The organism is Nocardia sp. NPDC052001 (genome assembly GCF_040680615.1).
Lineage (GTDB): Bacteria > Actinomycetota > Actinomycetes > Mycobacteriales > Mycobacteriaceae > Nocardia.
Map to the genome: position 1 here is coordinate 20,148 of NZ_JBFAXC010000023.1, position 19,602 is coordinate 39,749.

Sequence of the window (19,602 nt, forward strand, 5' to 3'; positions counted from 1 at the left end):
GCCTTAACGTCGGCGCTCGTGAACCACACATACACACGGCAGCGCGGCCGTGTCCATACCGTCGCGGCGGTGATCGCGCTGTCCTTCGCCGCGATCTCGTCCGTAACGCCAGCCCAGGCCGCGCCCTACCAACCCGCCGGAACCATCGAGACCACCTATCACGCGGCGGGGCCGCATCCGGTGACCACGCGGGCCGGAACCGACTGCTGCAGTTCCACCGGGGACGTCTTCGACATCTGGTATCCGGCCGACCTCGGCGCGAGCGCGACCCGCGCTCCGATCATCGCCTGGGGGAACGGCACGCTGGCGCATCCCCGCGAATACGACTATCTGCTGCGGCACCTGGCCTCCTGGGGATTCGTAGTGATCGCGCCCGATCTGACCAACACCGGCACGGGCGCTCAAATGCTCGACGGGGTGAGCTATCTGACGCAGCAGAACAGCGATCCGGGCAGCGAGTTCTATCGAAAGCTCGACACCGGCGCGGTCGGCGCGATGGGCCACTCCCAGGGCGGACTCGGCACACTCAACGCGGCCGCGCGCTCGAACGGCCTGATCAAGACCGCGGTCACCATCGAAATGCCCTCGCAGAGTCTGTGTGCGAGCCTGCCGCCGCTGATTCCCGGACAGAACGTCTGCGATATCCCCACCACTGTGATCTCGGGCTCGGTGTTGCTCATCAGCGGCACCGCGGATCCGGTCCCCACCACCGGGACCACCGGCGGAGCCATGCAAGGCGTCTACGACGCGCTACCCGCATCGATATCCAAGGCCCGCGCGTCCCTGATCAATGCCAGCCACAACGACATTCAGGGTCAGCCCGGCTGTACGAACCTGGGCTGCAATGACGGTGTCGAGGGCTACCTCGGTTATCTGACCGCCTGGTTCATGGACCGGCTGCGCGGCGATTCCCAGGCGCACCGCGTATTCGTGTCGGGGACAGGCGAATTCCTGCACAACCCGCACTGGACCGACCAACAAAGCAACATCGACTGAAAGGCACTACCCACACATGGACGACCGCATCGACCAGCTGCTGGCCAAGCTCGACCTATCGGCGAAGATACGACTGATCTCCGGGGCCGGGCTGTTCCGGCTCGCGGGCGATCCCGCCATCGGGCTCGCGGAGATGCCCATCTCGGACGGACCGTCCGGGGTGCGCGGGGAGAGTGTGGACGAGCCCGGCCCCTCGGTGAGCCTGCCCTCGGGCACCGCGGTCGGTGCGACGTGGGATCCGGCGTTGCTCACCGAGATCGGCGCGCTCATCGCCGCCGAAGCGCGCCGCAAGAACGTGTACGCGGTGTTGGGGCCGACCATCAACCTGCACCGATCTCCGTTGGGCGGGCGGCATTTCGAATGCTTCTCCGAAGATCCGCTGCTGACCGGTGAGCTGGCCGCGGCGTATGTGCGGTCGGTGCAGGACTATGGGGTCAGCGCGTGCCCGAAACACTACGTGGCCAATGATTCCGAGACCGAACGCTTCACCGTGGACGTACGGGTTTCCGATCGCGCGCTGCGCGAGCTCTACCTCTATCCGTTCGAACGGGCCGTGCGGGCGGGCGCCTGGATGATCATGGACTCCTACAACGGCGTGAACGGCGCGGCCATGTCCGACAATCCGCTGCTGGACGAGCCGCTCAAGGGCGAGTGGGGATTCGACGGCGTCGTCGTCTCCGATTGGGGCGCGGTGCGCTCCACCGCGGCGGCGTCCGGGGGCACCGATCTGTGCATGCCCGGCCCGCCGATGCTGTGGGGCGAGCCGCTGCTGGCGGCGGTAGAGGCCGGAGAGGTCGGTGCGGACGCGATCGACGAGAAGGTGCGGCGCATACTGCGATTCGCCACCCGCGTCGGCGCATTGGACGGCTCCCCTTGGCCGACCACACATTTCACCGATAACCACGCGCGGAACCTGGTACGGCGCTTGACAACCGAATCGATGGTGCTGGCGCACAACGACGGAACGCTCCCGCTGCGCGCGGGCACGACCGTCGCGGTCCTCGGACCGTCCGCGGCCGAACCACGCATCATGGGCGGCGGCAGTGCCACGGTCACGCCCACCCACATCAGCACTCCCCTGGCCGGATTGCGAGCGGTGCTGCCCGTGACGCACACACCGGGCGTGCGCCTGATCGAGGGGCTGATCCCCGCGCCATCGGAGCTGGTCACCGATCCCGAGATCGGGACACCCGGGGTGCGACTGCGGTACTTGGACGGCGCGACCGAGATCGGCTCCCGCCATCGCGGCACTGCGCATATCGTGCTGCTCGGTGACGAACTAGCAGCCCGCGCAACGCATATGGAACTGCATGCACGCCTGCGCGCGGATATCGCGGGCGACTGGCAGATCGGGTGCGGCGGCACCGGTGAGGTGCGACTCGATATCGACGGCACCCCCGCGATCGACGAGAACGTCATCGACGCCGCGGGCGATCCCGTCGCGGCGCTGCTGGAGCCGCCCCAGGTGTCGGTGACCCGGAACCTGGTCGCCGGACAAGAGATCGACGTGCGTCTCACTATCGCTGTCCCGCAGGCTATTCCGGGGCTGGGCGTGCTGCTGGCCTTCCTGCTGGGCATCGATCGCCCACAACGGCCCAAAGACGAGGAGTTCGCGGCCGCGGTGGAACTGGCGCGCGATGCCGAGGTGGCGGTGGTCCTGGTCGGCACCAGCGAGAAGATCGAAAGTGAGGGCACCGACCGCAAGACACTGCGCCTGCCCGACCGACAGGATGAGCTCGTCGCCGCGGTCGCGGCGGTGAATCCACGCACGGTGGTCGTGGTCAACTCCGGTGCGCCGGTGGAGATGCCGTGGCGCGATGATGTCGCGGCGGTGCTGCTGGCCTGGTTCCCCGGTCAGGAGTTCGGTGACGCGCTCGCCGATGTGCTGACCGGTGTGGTCGAACCGGGCGGGCGGCTACCCACCACCTGGCCCAAGACCATCTCAGATGTGCCGATTCTGGACACCACACCCGAGAACGGCATCCTCGAATACACCGAGGACATCCATATCGGCTATCGCGCCTGGCTGCGCGCGGGCACCGAACCCGCCTACCCGTTCGGCCACGGGCACGGCTACACGACCTGGTCGTCCACCGGGCTGACGGTCTCCGGGCATACCGCGAGGCTCACCGTCACCAATACCGGTGAGCGCACCGGCAAACAGGTCTACCAGGCTTATCTCTCCAGGCCCGGCAGCGCGATCGACCGGCCGGTCCGATGGCTCGCCGGATTCACCGCGATCACCCTCGAGCCCGGCCGCTCCGCGACCGTCGAAATCAACCTGTCCCAGCGCGCTTTCGAACACTGGACTGCCGCGGGCTGGGCCATCGAGCCGGGCGCGTTCACCCTGCATGTGGGGACATCGGCCACCGATCTTCCCCATACGACCGAGGTCCATTGATCGGGGTCTTCCAGGATCTTCCCGACCAGGGTATGGGTGCACCTATGAGTCATGACCTGGTGGGTGCGGGCGTGAGTGGTGGACCATAGTGACGGTCGGGTGACCTTGTCCCAGGTGCCCGGCGTTGGTGGACGAGAGGGGCTGTTCTCCGAACCCTCAGAGCACAACCGCCGCCGGAGGGCGGTCCGTCTCTTCCACCCGAGTCACAGCAGCCCTACCAGGCGCGCCCGTTCGACGGCGTTGCCGCGGGTGTTCGCTTCGAGCTTGCCGTAGATGCCGCGCAGGTGGGTTTTGACGGTATTGATCGACACTCCGAGGTCCGCGGCAATCTGACCCGTCGTGCGACTGGACGGAAGATGTTTGAGCACAATCGTTTCCGACTCGGTGAGCGCGGGCTGCGCGCCGCCGCGCACTGCCGCGGGGTGATGGCGCAGGGTCTCGGCGAACGCGTCCAGGCGACCGAATCGGCCCGCGTAGATATCGAGTAGTTCGATCGCTTCGGGGACATCGAGCCACGGCGAGACTATCGAGTCGGGCGCCGATATCCGCAATGCGGCCTCGAGCGCCTCCGCCGCCTTGGTCGGCATGGCGAGCTCGTGCAGCACGCTGGCGTAGCGCAGCCACGCGGACAGCTCGGTGACCGAGTACAGCGAACGCGATTGCAGCAGTAGCGATTCGAGCAAAGCCCGGGCCGAACGGGGCTTGTGCACGGCATCGGCCAGCATGGCCTGGATCAGCACGACCTCCGGGGTCTCGCCCAGTACCGCCCGGGCGCGCTCGGCCAGTTCCTGAGCCGGGCGCATCTCCCGCAGCTTGAGCAGCGCGCGCACGATGCCCGGTAGCTGCACGCCGTGATTGCCCGCCGGCAGCGGATCCGCATCCAGCAACCGCATCATAGTCGCGTGTACGCGGTGGACGGTCTCGTAACGGTCCGAGGCGGCCTTGCTCAGCAGGAATTGGCAGGCGACCAGCATGGCGAGACCGGTGACCGGCATTCCGGACGGCTCGGACTCGATCGATGCGGCGATATCGGTGATGGCCTGGACGTCGAAATCATCACCGTTGACATAGCGGGTCAGCGCGAGGATGAGTTCCATCCGATGTGCGTCGGCGATATCGCGCAGGTCGTGCTCGCGGGCGTAGCCGATGGCATATTCGGCACGGGTACGCGCGGTGGTGATCGCGCCCGCGTAGATCGAGGAGATCGTCAGGCGTGAGAGCGATCGCAGCACCAGGCGCTGGCGTCCGGTCCGCTCGGCCAGCGTGATGCCCGAGCACAGCAGCGCCTCCCCACGTTCGATCCGCCCGTGCAGCAGCATGTCACTGGCGGTCTGGACCGCCAGATAACAATCGATGTCCAGATTGCCGGTGGCGGGCAACTCCTGGCGTGCGTCCCGATCGCCGAGGCTTGCCCCGGAGCTCAGCACGGCATCGATGCTCACCGCGAACCCGAGCGCGTCGAGCCAGTGCGCCGGGGCGAGTGAGGGCAATGAGGACGGCTGCGAACGGATCAGCTCGAGATAGGCGAGCGCTTCGCGGTCCGCACCGCGCGCGACCGCGTCGATGGCCCGCAATCGCCAGACGAAGGGATCATCGGAGATCTCGGACCCCGCGCGATCGAGCTGATCGAGCAATTCCGGACCCGCACCGTCGAAGACGAGCCCGAGCCCATTGTCGCGCAAGAACTTACGCAACGGCTCGCGATCGTGCAGCGCCAGTAGATGCGGCAGGGCCTGTGCGGGCAGGCCCATATCGCACAGCCCGCGCGCGGTGCGCAGGTGCAGATCCGACAGCTCGGCATCGCCGAGCCCGCTCGCCTGCACGAGCAGATACGCGCGCACCATCGGATGGTAGGTGAACCACAGTGCGCCGCCATCGGATCGGCGCACGAACGGAAAACCTATGCGCTGCAGTTCATTCAGCGTCTCCAGGGTCCGCTGATCGAGCAGCCTGTCGGCGAGTTCCTCGGTGAAACGCTCGGGAACACTGGTGCGGATGAGGAGTTCGAGCATGCGCTCGGGCAACCCGCGCAGTACCTCACCGATCAGGAAATCCTCCACCGCCGGTGCGGGTGCCGCCAGCATCGCCAGGGATGCGGCTCGGTCACGCGCGCCGCCGGACACCACGAGCGCCGCGATCCGCACCATCGCGGTCCACCCTTGGGTGGACTCCATGACCGCGTCGAGTTCGGGTTCGGTGAGGGTACAGCCGTGCTGGGTGAACAGTTGCGCGGCAAGGGATCTGGTCAGTGCGAGATGCCATTTGCGGATGCGGGTCACGCGGCCGCCGATGTTCAGGGTGTGCCAGCGCAGCGGCGGTTCGAAGCGCCCGGACAGCACGATCGTCAGGGTGGGAGGCGCATGCCGGATCAGGTATTCCAGCGCGGCCAGCGCGCGCGAATCGGTGAGCAGGTGCGCGTCGTCGATCACCAGTACCGCCGGTGCGCGGTGCTCGCTCAGCACATCGATCACGTGTGCGGCGAACGTAGTGCCCGGCGGGGGCGTCGACGCGCCGAGGGCCTGACTCAGTGCCGCGCCGACCGCGGGCCAGCTGCCGCGATCCCGGTTGAAGCTCTCGGTGACGGTCAGCCAGGCGATCCTGGTCTCGGGCGCGCGCGGGCGCAGCCGTCGTTCGATCCAGTCGAGCAGGAGAACGGTTTTTCCGGCACCCGCGGGTGCGCTCACGATCACCACCCGCGCAGTGCCCTGCTTATCGGTGCCGTCCAGACGATCGAACAGCTCGAAACGGGCAATCGGATCGCAGGTGAGTGTGGGTATCCGGTATGGGGCCGAGCGTTCCAATACCGACCGGGGACATACAGATGTTCGTTGTGATGTGGTCACCGAAACCTCCGGCTCGCGTGCTGACACGTCACAACCGCCGCCAGCGACTTTACCGCAAACACTGGCGGTGCCGGCATCCGATGAGGTTCCTCACATGCGGATTCACGAGCGCGCGGCAGGCCTTCCAAAAAGATGGACGCGGCGCGTCATCGGTAGGGACAACGCACCGCATCCGGGCAAATTGGTCTGGAGTCAGCCGCATTCGACCGCCGCGCGGGCGATCGGATCGGCCGTGGCATCGGGTTGGGAGGCCGCGAAGATCACACGGTGTGGCTCGCGGCGGGTACGAGTCCGAACAAGTGCTCGGCGTTCGATTCCAGAATCGCCTGCGAAGCGGCGGGCGCGATCGACGCATCCGAGATGTAGTCGATCGCGCGAACGAAGATCTTGTCGTTCTCATAGGGGAAATCGGTGCCCAGAATCAGCCGGTCCGCACCGAAGGAATCGATCGCGGCGCGCAACGCGGGCAGATGGCCGTGGCCGACGGTGTCGTACCACATTCTGCGAGCGAGCACGCTGGGCGCTTCGGGGGTCTGCGGGGCTTCCCACAGGTACTGGTTGTCGGCCCGCTGTAACAGCATGGGCAGAGCGCCCCCCAAATGCGAGTTGATGATCTTGATGTTCGGGTAGCGCACCGGAAAACCACTGGTGATCAACTGCATAACGCTGATCGTGTCCTCGATCGGCGCGCCGACCATCCAGGTGAGGTTGTAGTCCCGGATGAGCGGCGAGCACGCGCTGTTCCCGGCCGGATGCAGGTACAGCACCGCGCCGCGATAATCGAGTTCGGCGAAGACCGGGGCGAAATCGGGATCGATCAGCGCACGCCCGAGCACCGTGGTGTTCATGGCCACCCCCACCATGCCCAAATCGTCCAGCGCCCTGCGTATTTCGGTGATCGATTCCCCGATGTGCGGCATGGGAGCCGAGGCGAAGGCCAGGAATCGATCCGGATGCGCGGCCACCACTTCCGCATACTGGTTGTTCACGTATCGTGCGGCGGCAACGGCCTTATCGCGATCCTGCCCGTACGGATTCTGCGGGGCGGTGGACAGCACCTGCATATCGACCCCGGCCCGGTCCATCAGCCGCAGGCGCGCGTCGAGTTCCGCGCCACCGCCCGCACCCATTCCGCGCTGGGTATCGGTATCGGTCTTGCCGAGTTCGACCAGCAGGTCGAGGTAATCATCGGTCCAATAGTGTGCGTGCACATCGATTCGCATGGAGTTCTCCTGTTCGATTTCCGGACCGGTCCGGCCGGGTACCCGTGTATCCGAGCGGTGCTCCGAGTGATTCGCTTGCCACGCTAGGGCGGTGTGCGCGCGCGGACCCCGCCTATTTCGGGTGAGGTGCGGTTACCGGCATAACCACAGCGCATTCGAGAGCGGTCTCGGCTCGCACGACATTGTCCGGGGCGACTCGCACCGGGGTGTTCGGCGGATAGTTCGCGTGCGGCGCGGTGGTTCGGTCCCCGACGCGGCCCGAGGTTCGCCGCCGGAGTCGGCGCCTACGGTCACCGGATGGCGGCGCGAATTCGCCAGTGCTTCACACGAATCGGGTGAGGCGCCGCGCGCGCCCGTGCACAAGAGTCGACGGGGTCAACGCCAATGATTCACAGATAGGGTGCGCAATGAATTTCCCGATCATCAACCTGGGCTCGGCCGCCATCGATCTCGCGAGTGTGGTGACCTCGACCCTGGCCAATATCACCTACCTGCTGCAGGCCTGGGGCTCGCTGTGAGCGGACTGCTGTGCGGTGACGGGTTCGGTCGGCGGTCCGCACTGATCGGTGCGGGCGCCATGCCCGACCAGCACTAGGGAAACGGGAGCGGCGAGGTGAATCGACGTACGGTTCTGTTTTCCATCTCCGCGCTGGCCCTCACCGGGACATTGTTCGCCGGGGCGGTCCCCGCCCCGGCGGCACCGCCCACGGCAACCCTGCCACCGGTGGGCGCGGACTTTCTGTGGGGTGTGGCATCTTCGGGCTTTCAGACCGAAGGCCATGCGCCCGACAGCAATTGGACCCGCTATATCGCGGCCGGTCAGACCGCCGATCCGTACCAGGACTCGGTGGACTTCTTCGACCGCTACGCATCCGATATCGCTCTGGCACAACAGCTCGGGGTGCGGACCTACCGCATCAGCATCGAGTGGGCTCGGATCCAGCCCAGCCCGGGTGTATGGGACGAGCGGGGATTGAAGTTCTACGACGATGTCGTCGGGGCGATCGTGGCGGCGGGCATGCGCCCGATGCTGACCATCGACCACTGGGTCTATCCGGGTTGGGAAGCCGGGCGCGGCGGCTGGCGCAATGACGCCATGGTGAGCGACTGGCTCGCGAACGCGCGCACAGTCGTGGATCGGTACGCGCGATTCGACCCGATGTGGGTCACCTTCAACGAACCCGCCATGTACATCTACCAGGAGTTCACCCACGGGGGTATCGGCCTCACCGACGCTCCGGTGATGGCTGATCGAATCACGCAGGCGCACAACGCGATCTACGACTACATCCACCGCGTGCAACCCGGTGCGATGGTAACCAGCAACGACGCGTACATACCGGTGGTCGACGGCGTGCTCGCGCTCCCGGTGCTCGATCGCATCGCGGATCGGCTGGACTATATCGGCATCGACTACTACTACGGGCTCTCTATCGGTGCGATCACCCCGCCCGATTTCACACAGCCCTGGCGCAATCCGCTACAGCCCGAAGGCATTTACTACGCTCTGCGCGAGTATTCGAAGCGGTTCCCGGGACGGCCGCTGTATGTGGTGGAGAACGGGATGCCCACCGATAACGGCCGCCCCCGCACCGACGGTTACACCCGCGCCGCGTCGCTGCGGGACATCGTCTACTGGGTGCAGCGCGCCAAGGCCGACGGCATGAACATCATCGGCTACAACTACTGGAGCATCACCGATAACTACGAATGGGGTTCGTACAGTCCACGTTTCGGCCTGTACACCGTCGACGTGCTCACCGATCCGGCCCTGACCCGCCGCCCGACCGACGCCGTCGCGGCCTACACCGACATCACCCGCGCCGGTGGCGTCGCGCCCGACTACCGCCCCTCTCGTGCGCCCGCCCCGTGCTCGCTGGTGGCGCCGCCGTCCAGCTGCGGCGATCCGGTCACCGTGCCGCACTGAGTATTCCGAGCCCGCCGGCCCGGCGCCGAGCCGCTACGCTCGTCGCCGGGCCGCGGGTGCGCCTGGTGCGCACGGCGATCGCATGACCGTGCATCGCATGACCGTGCTGGATGGTCTCCGATCGGCATCCGCCGGGCCCTTTCACCGGTTCAGTGCGCGCCGGTGGCATAGGCCGCGCCCGCACCGATACCCGCGCCGACGCCGGCACCGATACCCGCGCCGAACGCGGCGCCACCGACGGCTCCAGCCCCCACCGGAACCGCCTCACCGGCGGCGAACCCCAGAGCCGCGCCGCTGGCGGTGCCGACCGGCACACCCACGGCCTCACCGATCCCCGCGCCGATACCGGCACCGACGATGCCGCCCGCGATGCCACCGGCGAGCGCGCCGCTCACCACCGCGGCGGGCCCCAGCGGAATGCCCGCGATGCCGCCGGTGACAGCGCCCAGCGGGACACCGACACCGCCGCCGACCAGACCACCGACCACCGGGCCCGCGAGCGCACCGGCCGCCGCGCCGATGGGAGCGCCGAACACGCCACCGGCCAGTCCGATCGGAAGCCCGGCGACGCCGCCGAGTACGCCACCGGCCACTCCGCCCGCGACCGCGCCCACACCCGCACCCGCACCCGCACCGATCAGAGCACCCGAGCCTGCCGAGCCGATCATGCTGTTCAGCGTCGCCACCGGTAGGCCGGTGGCCGGATCACGCTGAACGGCAGCGTCCACGACGTGGGCCGCCGGTGGCGTGGGGTCCACGACGGCCGCATTGGCGACCCCGGTGCCCAGGAGTGTCACTCCCGCTGCGATGGGCAACGCGAGGGCGCCTGTGACGACGATTCGAGTCATACGCATAGCAATCATTCCTTCATTTCAGGGAGCGAGCGGTCCGCACCCGACGGTGACCATCGGTGCGGAGGGGCGCTGTGTGGGCGGGCTCGAGTGGCGCAGATGTGGCAGAGCCAACGCGATGATCCCGGCGCTTGCGGTGACCACGACCGCGGCCCATCCCGGCGCCCAGGACGCCCACGACGGGCTGCGGAACCACACCTTCGAGTCGGCGATGTGGTGGTATCGGCGGTTCACCAGCGCCGCGACGATCGAGGGCGTGATCAGGGTGACCAGCGCGACCACGGTGGTCGGGGGGTCCTGCGGCAGGACGGTCGCCAGGCAGTAACCACCGACCGCCGCGACCGTCATCGCGATGAGCGCGACCGGGATCGGAGCATGAACCCGGGTGGTGGTGGCGAATACCGCGAGTGCGATGGTGACCGCGACCGCCGCGACCGGGCGCGGCCAGCGGACACCACACGCCAGACCCGCCGCGACGGCCGCGATCACCAGCGGTACCGACCACGCCGGGAGCGGTCCGGCCAGCACCACCGCACCACCGGCGACGGTGAACGCGAACGCCAGCGCCAGCAGCACACCGTCGCGGCCCGGCAACAGCAATGCTGCTACCAAGGTCGCCAGTGCCGTCAACCCGATGCCGGCGATCATGCGAAACGACCAGTTATTCTGTCCGGCAAGCCAATCGGTGCGCAGCAGCGACAGCACCAGTAGCACCAGCACCGCCGCGACCGGACGCAACGGCACCTCCGCGGTGGGGGCGGGCTCGGCGTGCCGGTGTGTCCAGGCTCCCCAGATCAGCAGCCCCAGCGCGAGGATGATCAACGCCATGGGAGGCGGATCGAACAGCGCCCATTGCAGCGCCGAGCGCGCATCGTCCCCGTGGCCCGTGACGGTGAACCGGCCGGCGATGATGACCCCCGAGAGCGCACCCAGCAGCAGTGCGGCCTGCGCCGTACGACGGCGACCGGCCAGCGCCGGCAGCGCACCCAGCAATGCCCCACCCACGATGGTGTCCACCAGTCCCAGCGACAGCACCTCACCGCTCATCGCGCGCGCCAGGAGATGATTGCTCGCCAGCAGCAGCGCGGATCCGGACGCGATCAGCCAGGTGGTACGCACGGTCACCGATTCACACATGACCGACACCAGCACCGCGGCCAAAGCCGCGCACGCGGCGGCGCGGGGCACATTGAACAGCATCAGTTGCAGGTTCGGTGTCGAACCCGCTGCGGCCCAACCGAAATCGATGGGTGTGGTCACCGCCATTCCGGCCAGGACGGCGGCGGTGCACACCGCGAGCGCTTCGAGCCGGATGCGCATCGAGCCGCCGATATCGGCCCGACCTCGAGTATCCGTCGAATGGATCGGCCGGGCCGGGGGTTCATCGCACCGACCAGCGGTCTACGACGGCGAGGACGGTGCCACCGCTATCGCTGGCCTGCGCCGAGGCCGGAACCCCCATCGCCACGGCTTGTTCCTCGGCGATCGATCTACGGGCCGCACCGGTCTCAGATGACATGGCGATATCCTTCCGATGTCGGGTCCAGGGTGAGAAGGTGAATCCGATCGGAATCGATCACCTGCTGTCACGGTAGGACGGACACCGCCGCACTCACCTCACCCAACCGGGGTGAACCCCACCCGGAGCAGGTTCCCGCTACCAAAGCGGTTGCGCCGCCGCGGCTATCAGAACGACACCGGCACCCCGCAGCTCACCGCCGACCACATCGGTGAGCCAGAGCACACCCGGATACCACCGCGACGGAGAGGATCGGCTGGATCCGCTCACCATGCACAGGCTCTGCGGCGGTCTGCCCCGATCGACCCGGTTCTTGCCGACTGTCCGATAGGGCGACGTAAGGCCGGCGCTGCTGCCAGGCGCGGGCGGCGCGTGGATCCGCCACCGGTCACGGGGTCAGGACTACCCGCCCGCGCAGGCCACCGCGTTCCACACGGCGGTGGGCGTCCGCGGCGTGATGCAGGGCAACAGTGTCGGCGATGCGCGGTGTCAGCCCGGCGGTGGCGAGGCGGGCCAGGGCAGGTCCGTCGGCGCTGATCCACTGCTGGTGAACTCTGATGCCTCGCAGCGGGATTGGCGGCGCGCCACCGGTCACCGTGACATACGCGCCTCGGGTCCGCACGGCGGCTACCGCTCGCATGCCCAGCCCGGCGGCGTCGAGGGCACCGTGTGCCCCACCGGGAATCAGTGCCCGCACCGCCGCGCCCAGATCGGGTGCATCACGCGGAACAGTCCATTCGGCTCCTGCCGCACGCAGGAACGCCTCATCGGACGCGCTCGCCTGAGCCAGGACACGAAGCCCCCGCGCGGCGGCCAATTCGACGGCGAATCCGCCGACCGCGCCCGCGGCTCCGGTCACCAGCAGGGTGTCGCCGGCGGTGAGGTCGAGCAGATCGAGCGATTGCAAAGCGGTGAGACCGTTGAGCGGGAGCGTGGCGGCCGCGATGGCGTCCAGGCCCGGGTTCAGGGCCACCGCGCAGGCATCCAGGACCACGTACTCGGCGTACGTGCCGAGATCACGATCGAGGAGATCACGCATGCCGATGACGTTCTGCCCCAACGCAAATGGTGATGCGACGTCGGTCTCGCCGACGCCTACAGCTGCGACCACGCCCGCAACATCCCAGCCGATACCGGTGCTCGCGCGCGGGGTCATCAGACCGGCGTCGGCCAGTGCGCCGGAGCGGGTGACGAGGTCTACCGGGTTGACGGTGGCGGCGTGCACGCGGATCAACAGCTGTCCCGGCCCCGGAACCGGGATGGGGACCTGTACCAACTCGAGTACCTCGGGGCCGCCGTAGCCGCGCGCAATCACCGCGCGCATGGTGTCTGTGATGGGCATATCGATCAATAAAGTCGAGTTGACCTTCTCCAGGAAGTAGGCACTCGCGAGTGCCTACCGCACCCGAAGGAGCCCCATTGCCCACCCGTACGGCCGCGCAGCGCCGCATCGAAGCCAGCGCAGGTTATGACGCCTATCTCGCGGAATGCCCGGCGCGGCAACTACTCGATCGCATCGCCGACAAATGGGTGAGCCTGGCGATCAACGCCCTGGCGGACGGACCGCAGCGGCACAGCGATCTGCAACGCCGCCTCGCCAGCGTCAGCCAGAAAATGCTCACCCAAACCCTGCGCAATCTGGAACGCGACGGCTTGGTCGCGCGCACGGTGACCACCTCGGTCCCGGCCCGAGTGGACTACGAACTGACCGAACTCGGTGTGTCGTTGCTCCCGGTCATGCAGGCGATCAAGGGCTGGGCCGAGGACCATATGGACCAGGTGCATCACGCCCGTCTCGGCTACGACGAGGGTCAGGCCGCGCGCTGATCCCGCAGTGCTGCCGACGGGAAGGGATCTAGGGGTCATAGATCATGCCCGATCGCGTGGGCCAGCATGGTCCTTCGCCAATGGAGTTGGCAGACAACCGGTCCACCAGGATCCCCCGAATCCGATGCGAGACAATGGACGCGCTGCGGACGACCGTTCGTCCACCCTCGACGGTGTCCTCCCCATCGACCAGGGTTTCCACACGATGCTTGATCGCACCGGTGTACCTGTCGTGATGGATGCTGGAGTCGAACACCTCCAGCATCGACGGTGACAGCGGCGCATCGGAAGACTGCCTCCAGAGCCCGGCAACCCGATGGCTGGACATCTTTCAGCAAACACACAGTCGCATATCGGATTCGCCTCGACAAGCATCCGTTGCCGTGCCATCCACCGGCTGCCCGCAGGCGGCGAGGTAGGGCCGAAAGGCCTCCGCCCGGCCAACTCTCGCCGACCGGGCGCATTTTCGCAGGCCCGCATCATCCACGCCCACCACGCGGCGAGTCCACGCCCGCGACTCTGCGCCGTCCGGCGGTGGCGTCAATCACCATCGTCGCCGGTCAGCTATCAGATTTCTCTGATGTCCAGCAGGCTAAGGAATTTGAAACGGCACACGAATGCGATATGAACAGCACTTGTATTCGTGGACGGCCATCCGTACCGGGACACCGCACAGCCGCGGTACCGGCAACCGCGTTCAAACCTGCGTCCGCGTAATTGCTTGGCCGCCAAGGGCTTTCACCGCCTCCTCGTGATCCGCCGAACCGTGGAGCGATCATCGACGCGAATCACGCACGGGCAGTGCGACTCCCGCCGATGAGACGTCGCATTCGTCTTAAATGTCCGAATACCCTATTAGGTCCCCGCATGAGGGGACCAAGGTCGATTGACCCCAACCGGGCAGAACCGGCAATCTTCGTTACGAGTCAGCAACTCTCATCGAGGGACGCTGACCGGCTCGCGGCCTTTCACGGGGACACCGGACGCGAGTCGCGGTGCCTCCGGGAACGACCACCGTTCCGAGGGGGCACTGTCACCGCATATCCACCCGGGCGCACCGACTCGAACGGTCGACCCTCCAATGGTATCGGCCGAACGACGCGACAGTGCGCTGTTCGGCCGATATCGGCTGGCCCCCTTGGGAATGCCCGCCGGAGTGCCGACCGAGTCCACGGGCTCTCGCGGACGACGACATCGCCCACACCACCGAGGATCGAGGCGCACCGATGACACTGGAACGGGTCGATACACGAACCCATCTCGGGGGCAACGCTTTTCGCACCGCACGGTGGGTGCAGCGTGCGGTGTGCGCGCAAACCGATCCCGAATCGTTCTTCCCCGAGCGGGGCCAGACCGGGCATGCCGCGAAGAAAGTGTGCGCGCGGTGTGGCGTGAGCCGAGAATGCCTGGAATACGCACTGGCCCACGAGGAACGCTTCGGCATCTGGGGCGGGCTCTCCCCCAACGAGCGATGCGAAGTCAACGCTCGATGGTGACCGATGTCTTCGCGCACCGGTTGAACGAGTCGATCGGCCGCTGGGAGCATCAGCACGGTCGCCGTTTGCCCAACACCGAGCTGGTCGCGCGGCTCGCGGAGGCCGGTCACAGCATGTCGATGGCCTATCTGTCACAGCTCCGCAGGGGACGGCGCGATCGGCCCTCGATGGAACTGCTGGTCGCACTGGCGCGGGTATTCGATGTGCCGGCCGACCATTTCACCAACGCGGGCAAGGACTTCGACACCGCGCCGCACCATGTGGCAGCCGGGTTGACCAATTCGGGATTGCGGCGCTTGATCAACGCCGCGGCCGGGCTGTCCGCGGAATCGCTGGACTATCTGAGCCTGCTCGCCGACCGGCTCCGGCGCGCGGACCGCCTGCCCGCGGAGAGCCAGACCGCGGGGTGGGTGCTGTGACGGCCCACCCCGCCCTGCTCGGGCACCGCGACGAGCGGCGCGCGTCAGGTGGTGTAGTCGCCGACGAGGTCACTGTTCCGGCGGGAGGCGGCGTCGTTGATCCCGATGATGTAGCCGTCGGGGTCGGCGATGTAGAACTCGCGGGTGCCGGTGTGATCGGCGGACGGGCCGCGCAGGATCGCGGTGACCGCAGCGCAGGTGTCGAGCATGGCTTGGAAGTTCTGCACCTCGAGGTAGAACATGCCGGTGAATCCGATCGGCTTGCCCGTCAGCGACGGGAGCCAGTTCTCCAATTGTGTGTTGCGGTAGAGCATTCCGCAGAATTGGCCGTCGAACAGGAGCATGTGGATGTCGGTGTCCGCGGTGGCGGTGCGGCTGTCGACGGTGAAGCCGAGCTTCTGGTAGAAGGCTGTGCTCACCGCGTGTCGGCGACGCCCAGACAGGGTGCGAATGACATGGTGTTCTCCTTTCGTGGACGAGCTCGGAACGCTTCTCAGCGCAGGTGTTTGACCAGGATGCGGTAGTCGCCCGCCATCGTATGGGGCGTCCAGCCGTGCGTGCGGTAAAGCCGTTGGGCGGGTTGGTTGTCGCGATGCACGCCCAGGCTCAGCGCGGGCAGCCCGGCGTGGGTGGCCAGGGTCTGAAGGTGGTGCAGTAGAGCGGTTCCCACACCCCGCCCGCGCGCGGATGCGGTCGTGGCGATGGTCAGCTCCGGGGTGTGCTCGTCGATGAACGCGGGTGAGCCGATCGAGCGGTCGAACAGTCGTAGCCAGGCGGCACCGGCGGGACGTCCGGAGCGATCGTGGGCGATGACGCCGAGATCGGTGGGTGTGCCCCAGTCCGCGACATAGCGGTACGAGTCGGTGTCGGGCACGGTGTCGATGCGCAGCATCTGCCCGGAGGCGTGCGCGGCTTCGATCAGCATCTCGGTCAGGAAACGCTGATCGTCGGCGGTGGCCTCGCGGAAGGTGAACGGGGGTGGGGACATGATGGGTTCCTGGTTCGATGGATGTCGGTCACGGCGGAGCCGGTCTTTCAGGCGGGCGCTGTGCTGCCCGTAGGCGGGATCGTTGAGCGCCGCGGGCAGGAAATCGCCGTGCGTGAGTCGCCGCCCGAGCCGGGTCTCCACGCAGCCGATGCACAGAATGCTGTCGGGCCGGGCTCGGGCGCGAGCCCACACGAGGTCGTGGACGGTGTACCACTCGTGCGGACCAATGATCGGCGCGGTCGGCACATCGCAGTCGTGGCACGGGAATTCGTCCCGTTCGGGGGTCGCGCTCATCGCGTCGGACGCCGTTGCACGCGGCCCTTCTTCAGGCATGAGGTGCACACTGTCATCCGCACCGGGGTGCCGTCCCGCACGGTGCGCACCGGCTGCAGGTTCGGGTTGAAGCGGCGGCTGGTGCGACCTTTGACATAGCGCTGCTGGGCGCGACGCCCGGCTCGCGCGACGCGCTGTCCGAAGCTGGGCTGTTTACCGCACACCTGACAGTGGGCAGACATGGTCTCTCCTGTTCTCGACGGTGGTCACCGTCGGTTCGGGTCAATGGGGTTATCCCGGACAGCTTTTCGACTCGGTCACCGATCACGCGAGCCGATTGCACGCCCCGCTCGAACACGAATCAGCGTGCTCACCTGCGAGAGTTCTCTCTGTCGGGCCGGCTCGTCGAAGTGGATGTCATGCAGATCGCACGCGAGTGCGTGCACATCGCACGAGCGCTCATATCCAGCCGCGCGCGGTGGCGATCCGGATCGCCTCGATGCGGTTGCGCGCACCGATCCTGCGGTTGATCGCGGCCAGGTTGTTGCGCACCGTCCCGGCCGAAAGGTGCAGTGCCGCAGCGATTTCTCCGGGTGTGCGGCCCTGCGCGGCGAGCCGCAGCGTCTCGACCTCGCGGGCAGCGAGCGGATTGCCCGGTGCCCGCAAGGCCTCGACGAACGCCTGCGGCTCGATCGCACGCCGGCCCTGCGCGACCTGGCTCACGGCCTCGGTCAGCGCGGTCAGCGGCGCGCCTCGGCTCACCAGCCCGTCCACCTCGGCCGCGAGCGCCGCGCGCAGCAGATCGGGCCGGTGCGGCGGTGTCACCAGCACGACCCGGCAGCCCGGTAGCACCGCGTGCAGTCGCGCTGCCGCCGAAATCCCGTCCAGCCCAGGGAGATCGGCGTCCAGCAGCGCGATGGTCGGATCGGTGCGCAGCGCACAGGGCACCACCTCGGTACCGAGCCCGACCTGTGCGACCACCCGCAGGCCCGGCAGTGCGGACAGCACCGCGGCCATCGCTTCGCGCGGCAGCCGCGGGCCGCCGCCGATCAGCACTCGAATCATCGACCATCCGTTTCCGAGGATGCCGAATATGTTGGATGCGTTGATATGTCACGGCCGGACCGAACCCGGCACTCAGTCGCGGGCTCGCCGGCCCGGCAGCAGGAACAGCAGCGCCCACATCAGCACGACCGCGCCGATCGCGTACCGCAGCGCCGCAGCGAAGGCGGTGGTCACCTCGAGTCCCTCACTGCCCGCGGGAGCGTGCACGAAGTACACCACCGAGGCCAGTGCGATTCCCACCGCGGTACCCACCTGCATCGCGGTGTTGAACACACCCGATGCCGAGCCCATATCGGCCGGATCGACCTGGCCCAGTGCCAGTGCGGCCACGCCCGCGCCGATCATCCCGAATCCGCAGCCGAGCGCGAGCATCGGAGCGATCGCGGCCGGCACGGGCACGCCGGTGCCCTGCGCGGTGACCATCAGCTGATATCCCGCCAGCGTGAGCGCCACCAGCAGCGCCCCCGCCTGCGGAACTCGCCGTGCTTGGGCCACAACGAGTTTCGAGGCGAACATGGCCCCGCCCATACCGCCGACGGCCACCGCCGCGGCCGCGGGTGCGAACTGCGCCGCGGACAATCCGAGACCGTCCTGCATGAACAGCGTCCAGGTCAGCAGGAACACTCCCGAGATCAGACCGAAGATCAGCTGCGCGCACACCCCGCCCACGAACGCTCTGCCCCGGAACAGCGACAGCGGCATCAGCGGGGAGCTGTTGCGGCGCTGCTGAGCGATGAAGGCGCCCAGAACGGCCAGACCGGCCAGCAGCATGCCCACACTCCACGCGGGCCACCGGTGCTGGCCACCGACGGTGAGTGGATAGACGATCAGCAACAGACCCGAACCGCACAGCAGTATCCCGATCGGATCCACTCGCCGCGCGTACGGATCGCTCGATTCGGGCATGCATCGCCACGCCAGCGCCACCGTGGCCAGCCCGACGGGCAGGTTGATCACGAAGATCGACCGCCAGCCCAGACCGAACGGATCCGCGCCGGTGAGCACTCCGCCCAGCACCGGTCCGAGCACGCCGCCCAGCGACATGATCAGCCCGTACAGCCCGAAGGCTTTGGCGCGGGCCGCGCCGTCGAAGCTGACGTACAGCGTGGTGAGCACCTGGGGCACGATGACCGCCGCCGCGCCGCCCTGTATCGCGCGGGCCGCGATCAGCATGCCGGGCCCGGTCGCCACGGCGCACAGCAGCGAGGCCACGGTGAATCCGGCGGTCCCGGCCAGGAAGACCCGTTTGCGGCCGAACAGGTCACCCAGGCGACCGCCGGTGATCAGCCCGAGGGCGAACACGAGGGTGTAGGCGGCCGCAATCCATTGCACCGCGGCGCTGGTTGCTCCGGTGTCGCCGGCGATGGTGGGTAGGGCGGTATAGACGATGGATCCGTCGAGCGCGTTCATCAGCTCGGCGACGAGCACCACGACCAGGGTGATGGTCAGCGCGCGACTCGTGCGGGTGTGCGAATCACGCTCCCCGGCAAGGGTTTCCGAAGACACGAAAACCTCCTGTTCTGACAGTTGAGAGGAAATACGGGCAGGCCGGGGCCGCGCACGCCAACTGCGTTCAGGAGGGTGGGGTGGGTACGACAAACGCCCAGGCCATCGGGAGGAGCCGTCCACGACACGACCCGAGCACGCACAGCGTGGCTCGCGGGGTCGGTGCCGGAACAGACGGCTACTTGGCCTGGGAGATAAGTCATCACCTCGAAACTCGATCGGAGCGGAGCACCCTGTGCTTCGCGTCGTGGTCGCTGAGTACATTTGT

At 67.6% G+C, this 19,602-nt stretch carries 17 protein-coding genes; 6 read left to right on the forward strand and 11 right to left on the reverse strand.

The genetic code is table 11. The annotated features are described in order from the left end of the window. Positions 1 to 18: 18 nt before the first annotated feature. A complete protein-coding gene (locus tag AB0L82_RS42720; RefSeq protein WP_364651057.1) occupies positions 19 to 996 on the forward strand; it encodes a hypothetical protein in 978 nt (325 codons plus the stop codon). Between the two features lie 16 nt (positions 997 to 1,012). Beyond that, positions 1,013 to 3,397: a glycoside hydrolase family 3 C-terminal domain-containing protein gene (locus AB0L82_RS42725; protein ID WP_364651060.1), complete on the forward strand. Its 2,385-nt coding sequence runs from the start codon at positions 1,013 to 1,015 to the stop codon at positions 3,395 to 3,397. Between the two features lie 203 nt (positions 3,398 to 3,600). On the opposite strand, the gene AB0L82_RS42730 is transcribed toward AB0L82_RS42725, so the two are convergent. Further along, positions 3,601 to 6,267 carry an AAA family ATPase gene (locus AB0L82_RS42730; RefSeq protein ID WP_364651063.1) on the reverse strand — a complete coding sequence of 889 codons (2,667 nt, stop codon included), beginning with the start codon at positions 6,265 to 6,267 and terminating at the stop codon, positions 3,601 to 3,603. 233 nt (positions 6,268 to 6,500) lie between these two features. Beyond that, on the reverse strand, positions 6,501 to 7,463 hold the full coding sequence (locus AB0L82_RS42735) for an amidohydrolase family protein (protein WP_364651066.1): 963 nt from the start codon (positions 7,461 to 7,463) through the stop codon (positions 6,501 to 6,503). 613 nt (positions 7,464 to 8,076) lie between these two features. Between AB0L82_RS42735 and AB0L82_RS42740 the strand changes: the two genes are divergently transcribed. Then, positions 8,077 to 9,390 (forward strand): family 1 glycosylhydrolase, encoded by a 1,314-nt coding sequence (locus AB0L82_RS42740; protein WP_364651069.1) that lies wholly within the window; start codon positions 8,077 to 8,079, stop codon positions 9,388 to 9,390. A gap of 149 nt (positions 9,391 to 9,539) precedes the next feature. Here the strand turns inward: AB0L82_RS42740 and AB0L82_RS42745 are convergent, their stop codons facing one another. The 4 genes from AB0L82_RS42745 to AB0L82_RS42760 form a co-directional block, all read right to left on the reverse strand. Further along, positions 9,540 to 10,244 (reverse strand): hypothetical protein, encoded by a 705-nt coding sequence (locus AB0L82_RS42745; RefSeq protein WP_364651072.1) that lies wholly within the window; start codon positions 10,242 to 10,244, stop codon positions 9,540 to 9,542. Positions 10,245 to 10,262: 18 nt separating this feature from the next. Then, complete coding sequence (locus AB0L82_RS42750) at positions 10,263 to 11,561, reverse strand: hypothetical protein (RefSeq protein ID WP_364651075.1); 1,299 nt, start codon at positions 11,559 to 11,561, stop codon at positions 10,263 to 10,265. 61 nt (positions 11,562 to 11,622) lie between these two features. Next, on the reverse strand, positions 11,623 to 11,760 hold the full coding sequence (locus AB0L82_RS42755; RefSeq protein ID WP_364651078.1) for a hypothetical protein: 138 nt from the start codon (positions 11,758 to 11,760) through the stop codon (positions 11,623 to 11,625). Between the two features lie 388 nt (positions 11,761 to 12,148). Continuing rightward, positions 12,149 to 13,102, reverse strand: coding sequence for an NADP-dependent oxidoreductase (locus AB0L82_RS42760; RefSeq protein ID WP_364651081.1), 954 nt, complete (start codon positions 13,100 to 13,102; stop codon positions 12,149 to 12,151). Positions 13,103 to 13,179: 77 nt separating this feature from the next. On the opposite strand from AB0L82_RS42760, the gene AB0L82_RS42765 reads away from it, so the two are divergent. The 3 genes from AB0L82_RS42765 (at position 13,180) to AB0L82_RS42775 (ending at position 15,502) form a co-directional block, all read left to right on the forward strand. After that, positions 13,180 to 13,587 (forward strand): helix-turn-helix domain-containing protein, encoded by a 408-nt coding sequence (locus AB0L82_RS42765; RefSeq protein ID WP_364651084.1) that lies wholly within the window; start codon positions 13,180 to 13,182, stop codon positions 13,585 to 13,587. 1,226 nt (positions 13,588 to 14,813) lie between these two features. Beyond that, on the forward strand, positions 14,814 to 15,083 hold the full coding sequence (locus AB0L82_RS42770) for a WhiB family transcriptional regulator (protein WP_364651087.1): 270 nt from the start codon (positions 14,814 to 14,816) through the stop codon (positions 15,081 to 15,083). Next, on the forward strand, positions 15,077 to 15,502 hold the full coding sequence (locus AB0L82_RS42775) for a helix-turn-helix transcriptional regulator (protein WP_364651090.1): 426 nt from the start codon (positions 15,077 to 15,079) through the stop codon (positions 15,500 to 15,502). Before AB0L82_RS42770 ends, AB0L82_RS42775 begins: the two co-directional genes overlap by 7 nt. Positions 15,503 to 15,546: 44 nt before the next feature. On the opposite strand, the gene AB0L82_RS42780 is transcribed toward AB0L82_RS42775, so the two are convergent. The 5 genes from AB0L82_RS42780 to AB0L82_RS42800 form a co-directional block, all read right to left on the reverse strand. Then, the gene (locus AB0L82_RS42780) at positions 15,547 to 15,921 is read right to left on the reverse strand and encodes a VOC family protein (RefSeq protein WP_364651093.1); all 375 of its coding nucleotides are present in this window, start codon (positions 15,919 to 15,921) and stop codon (positions 15,547 to 15,549) included. A 74-nt stretch (positions 15,922 to 15,995) separates the two neighbouring features. Further along, entirely contained in the window at positions 15,996 to 16,784 is a 789-nt protein-coding gene (locus AB0L82_RS42785) for a GNAT family N-acetyltransferase (protein ID WP_364651096.1), read from the reverse strand. Then, on the reverse strand, positions 16,781 to 17,005 hold the full coding sequence (gene rpmB / locus AB0L82_RS42790) for a 50S ribosomal protein L28 (protein ID WP_364651099.1): 225 nt from the start codon (positions 17,003 to 17,005) through the stop codon (positions 16,781 to 16,783). The genes AB0L82_RS42785 and rpmB overlap by 4 nt, the downstream gene beginning before the upstream one ends. 217 nt (positions 17,006 to 17,222) lie before the next feature. Continuing rightward, positions 17,223 to 17,828: a response regulator transcription factor gene (locus tag AB0L82_RS42795; RefSeq protein ID WP_364651102.1), complete on the reverse strand. Its 606-nt coding sequence runs from the start codon at positions 17,826 to 17,828 to the stop codon at positions 17,223 to 17,225. 72 nt (positions 17,829 to 17,900) lie between these two features. Further along, positions 17,901 to 19,334, reverse strand: coding sequence for an MFS transporter (locus tag AB0L82_RS42800; RefSeq protein WP_364651105.1), 1,434 nt, complete (start codon positions 19,332 to 19,334; stop codon positions 17,901 to 17,903). Positions 19,335 to 19,602: the final 268 nt, after the last annotated feature.

Bases quoted from the DNA above. Each gene is read 5' to 3' on its own strand.
- AB0L82_RS42725 (WP_364651060.1), top strand. From the start codon at position 1,013: ATGGACGACCGCATCGACCAGCTGCTGGCCAAGCTCGACCTATCGGCG.
- AB0L82_RS42735 (WP_364651066.1), bottom strand. From the start codon at position 7,463: ATGCGAATCGATGTGCACGCACACTATTGGACCGATGATTACCTCGAC.
- AB0L82_RS42745 (WP_364651072.1), bottom strand. From the start codon at position 10,244: ATGCGTATGACTCGAATCGTCGTCACAGGCGCCCTCGCGTTGCCCATC.
- AB0L82_RS42750 (WP_364651075.1), bottom strand. From the start codon at position 11,561: ATGCGCATCCGGCTCGAAGCGCTCGCGGTGTGCACCGCCGCCGTCCTG.
- AB0L82_RS42755 (WP_364651078.1), bottom strand. From the start codon at position 11,760: ATGTCATCTGAGACCGGTGCGGCCCGTAGATCGATCGCCGAGGAACAA.
- AB0L82_RS42760 (WP_364651081.1), bottom strand. From the start codon at position 13,102: ATGCCCATCACAGACACCATGCGCGCGGTGATTGCGCGCGGCTACGGC.
- AB0L82_RS42770 (WP_364651087.1), top strand. From the start codon at position 14,814: ATGACACTGGAACGGGTCGATACACGAACCCATCTCGGGGGCAACGCT.
- AB0L82_RS42775 (WP_364651090.1), top strand. From the start codon at position 15,077: ATGGTGACCGATGTCTTCGCGCACCGGTTGAACGAGTCGATCGGCCGC.
- AB0L82_RS42785 (WP_364651096.1), bottom strand. From the start codon at position 16,784: ATGAGCGCGACCCCCGAACGGGACGAATTCCCGTGCCACGACTGCGAT.
- rpmB (WP_364651099.1), bottom strand. From the start codon at position 17,005: ATGTCTGCCCACTGTCAGGTGTGCGGTAAACAGCCCAGCTTCGGACAG.
- AB0L82_RS42795 (WP_364651102.1), bottom strand. From the start codon at position 17,828: ATGATTCGAGTGCTGATCGGCGGCGGCCCGCGGCTGCCGCGCGAAGCG.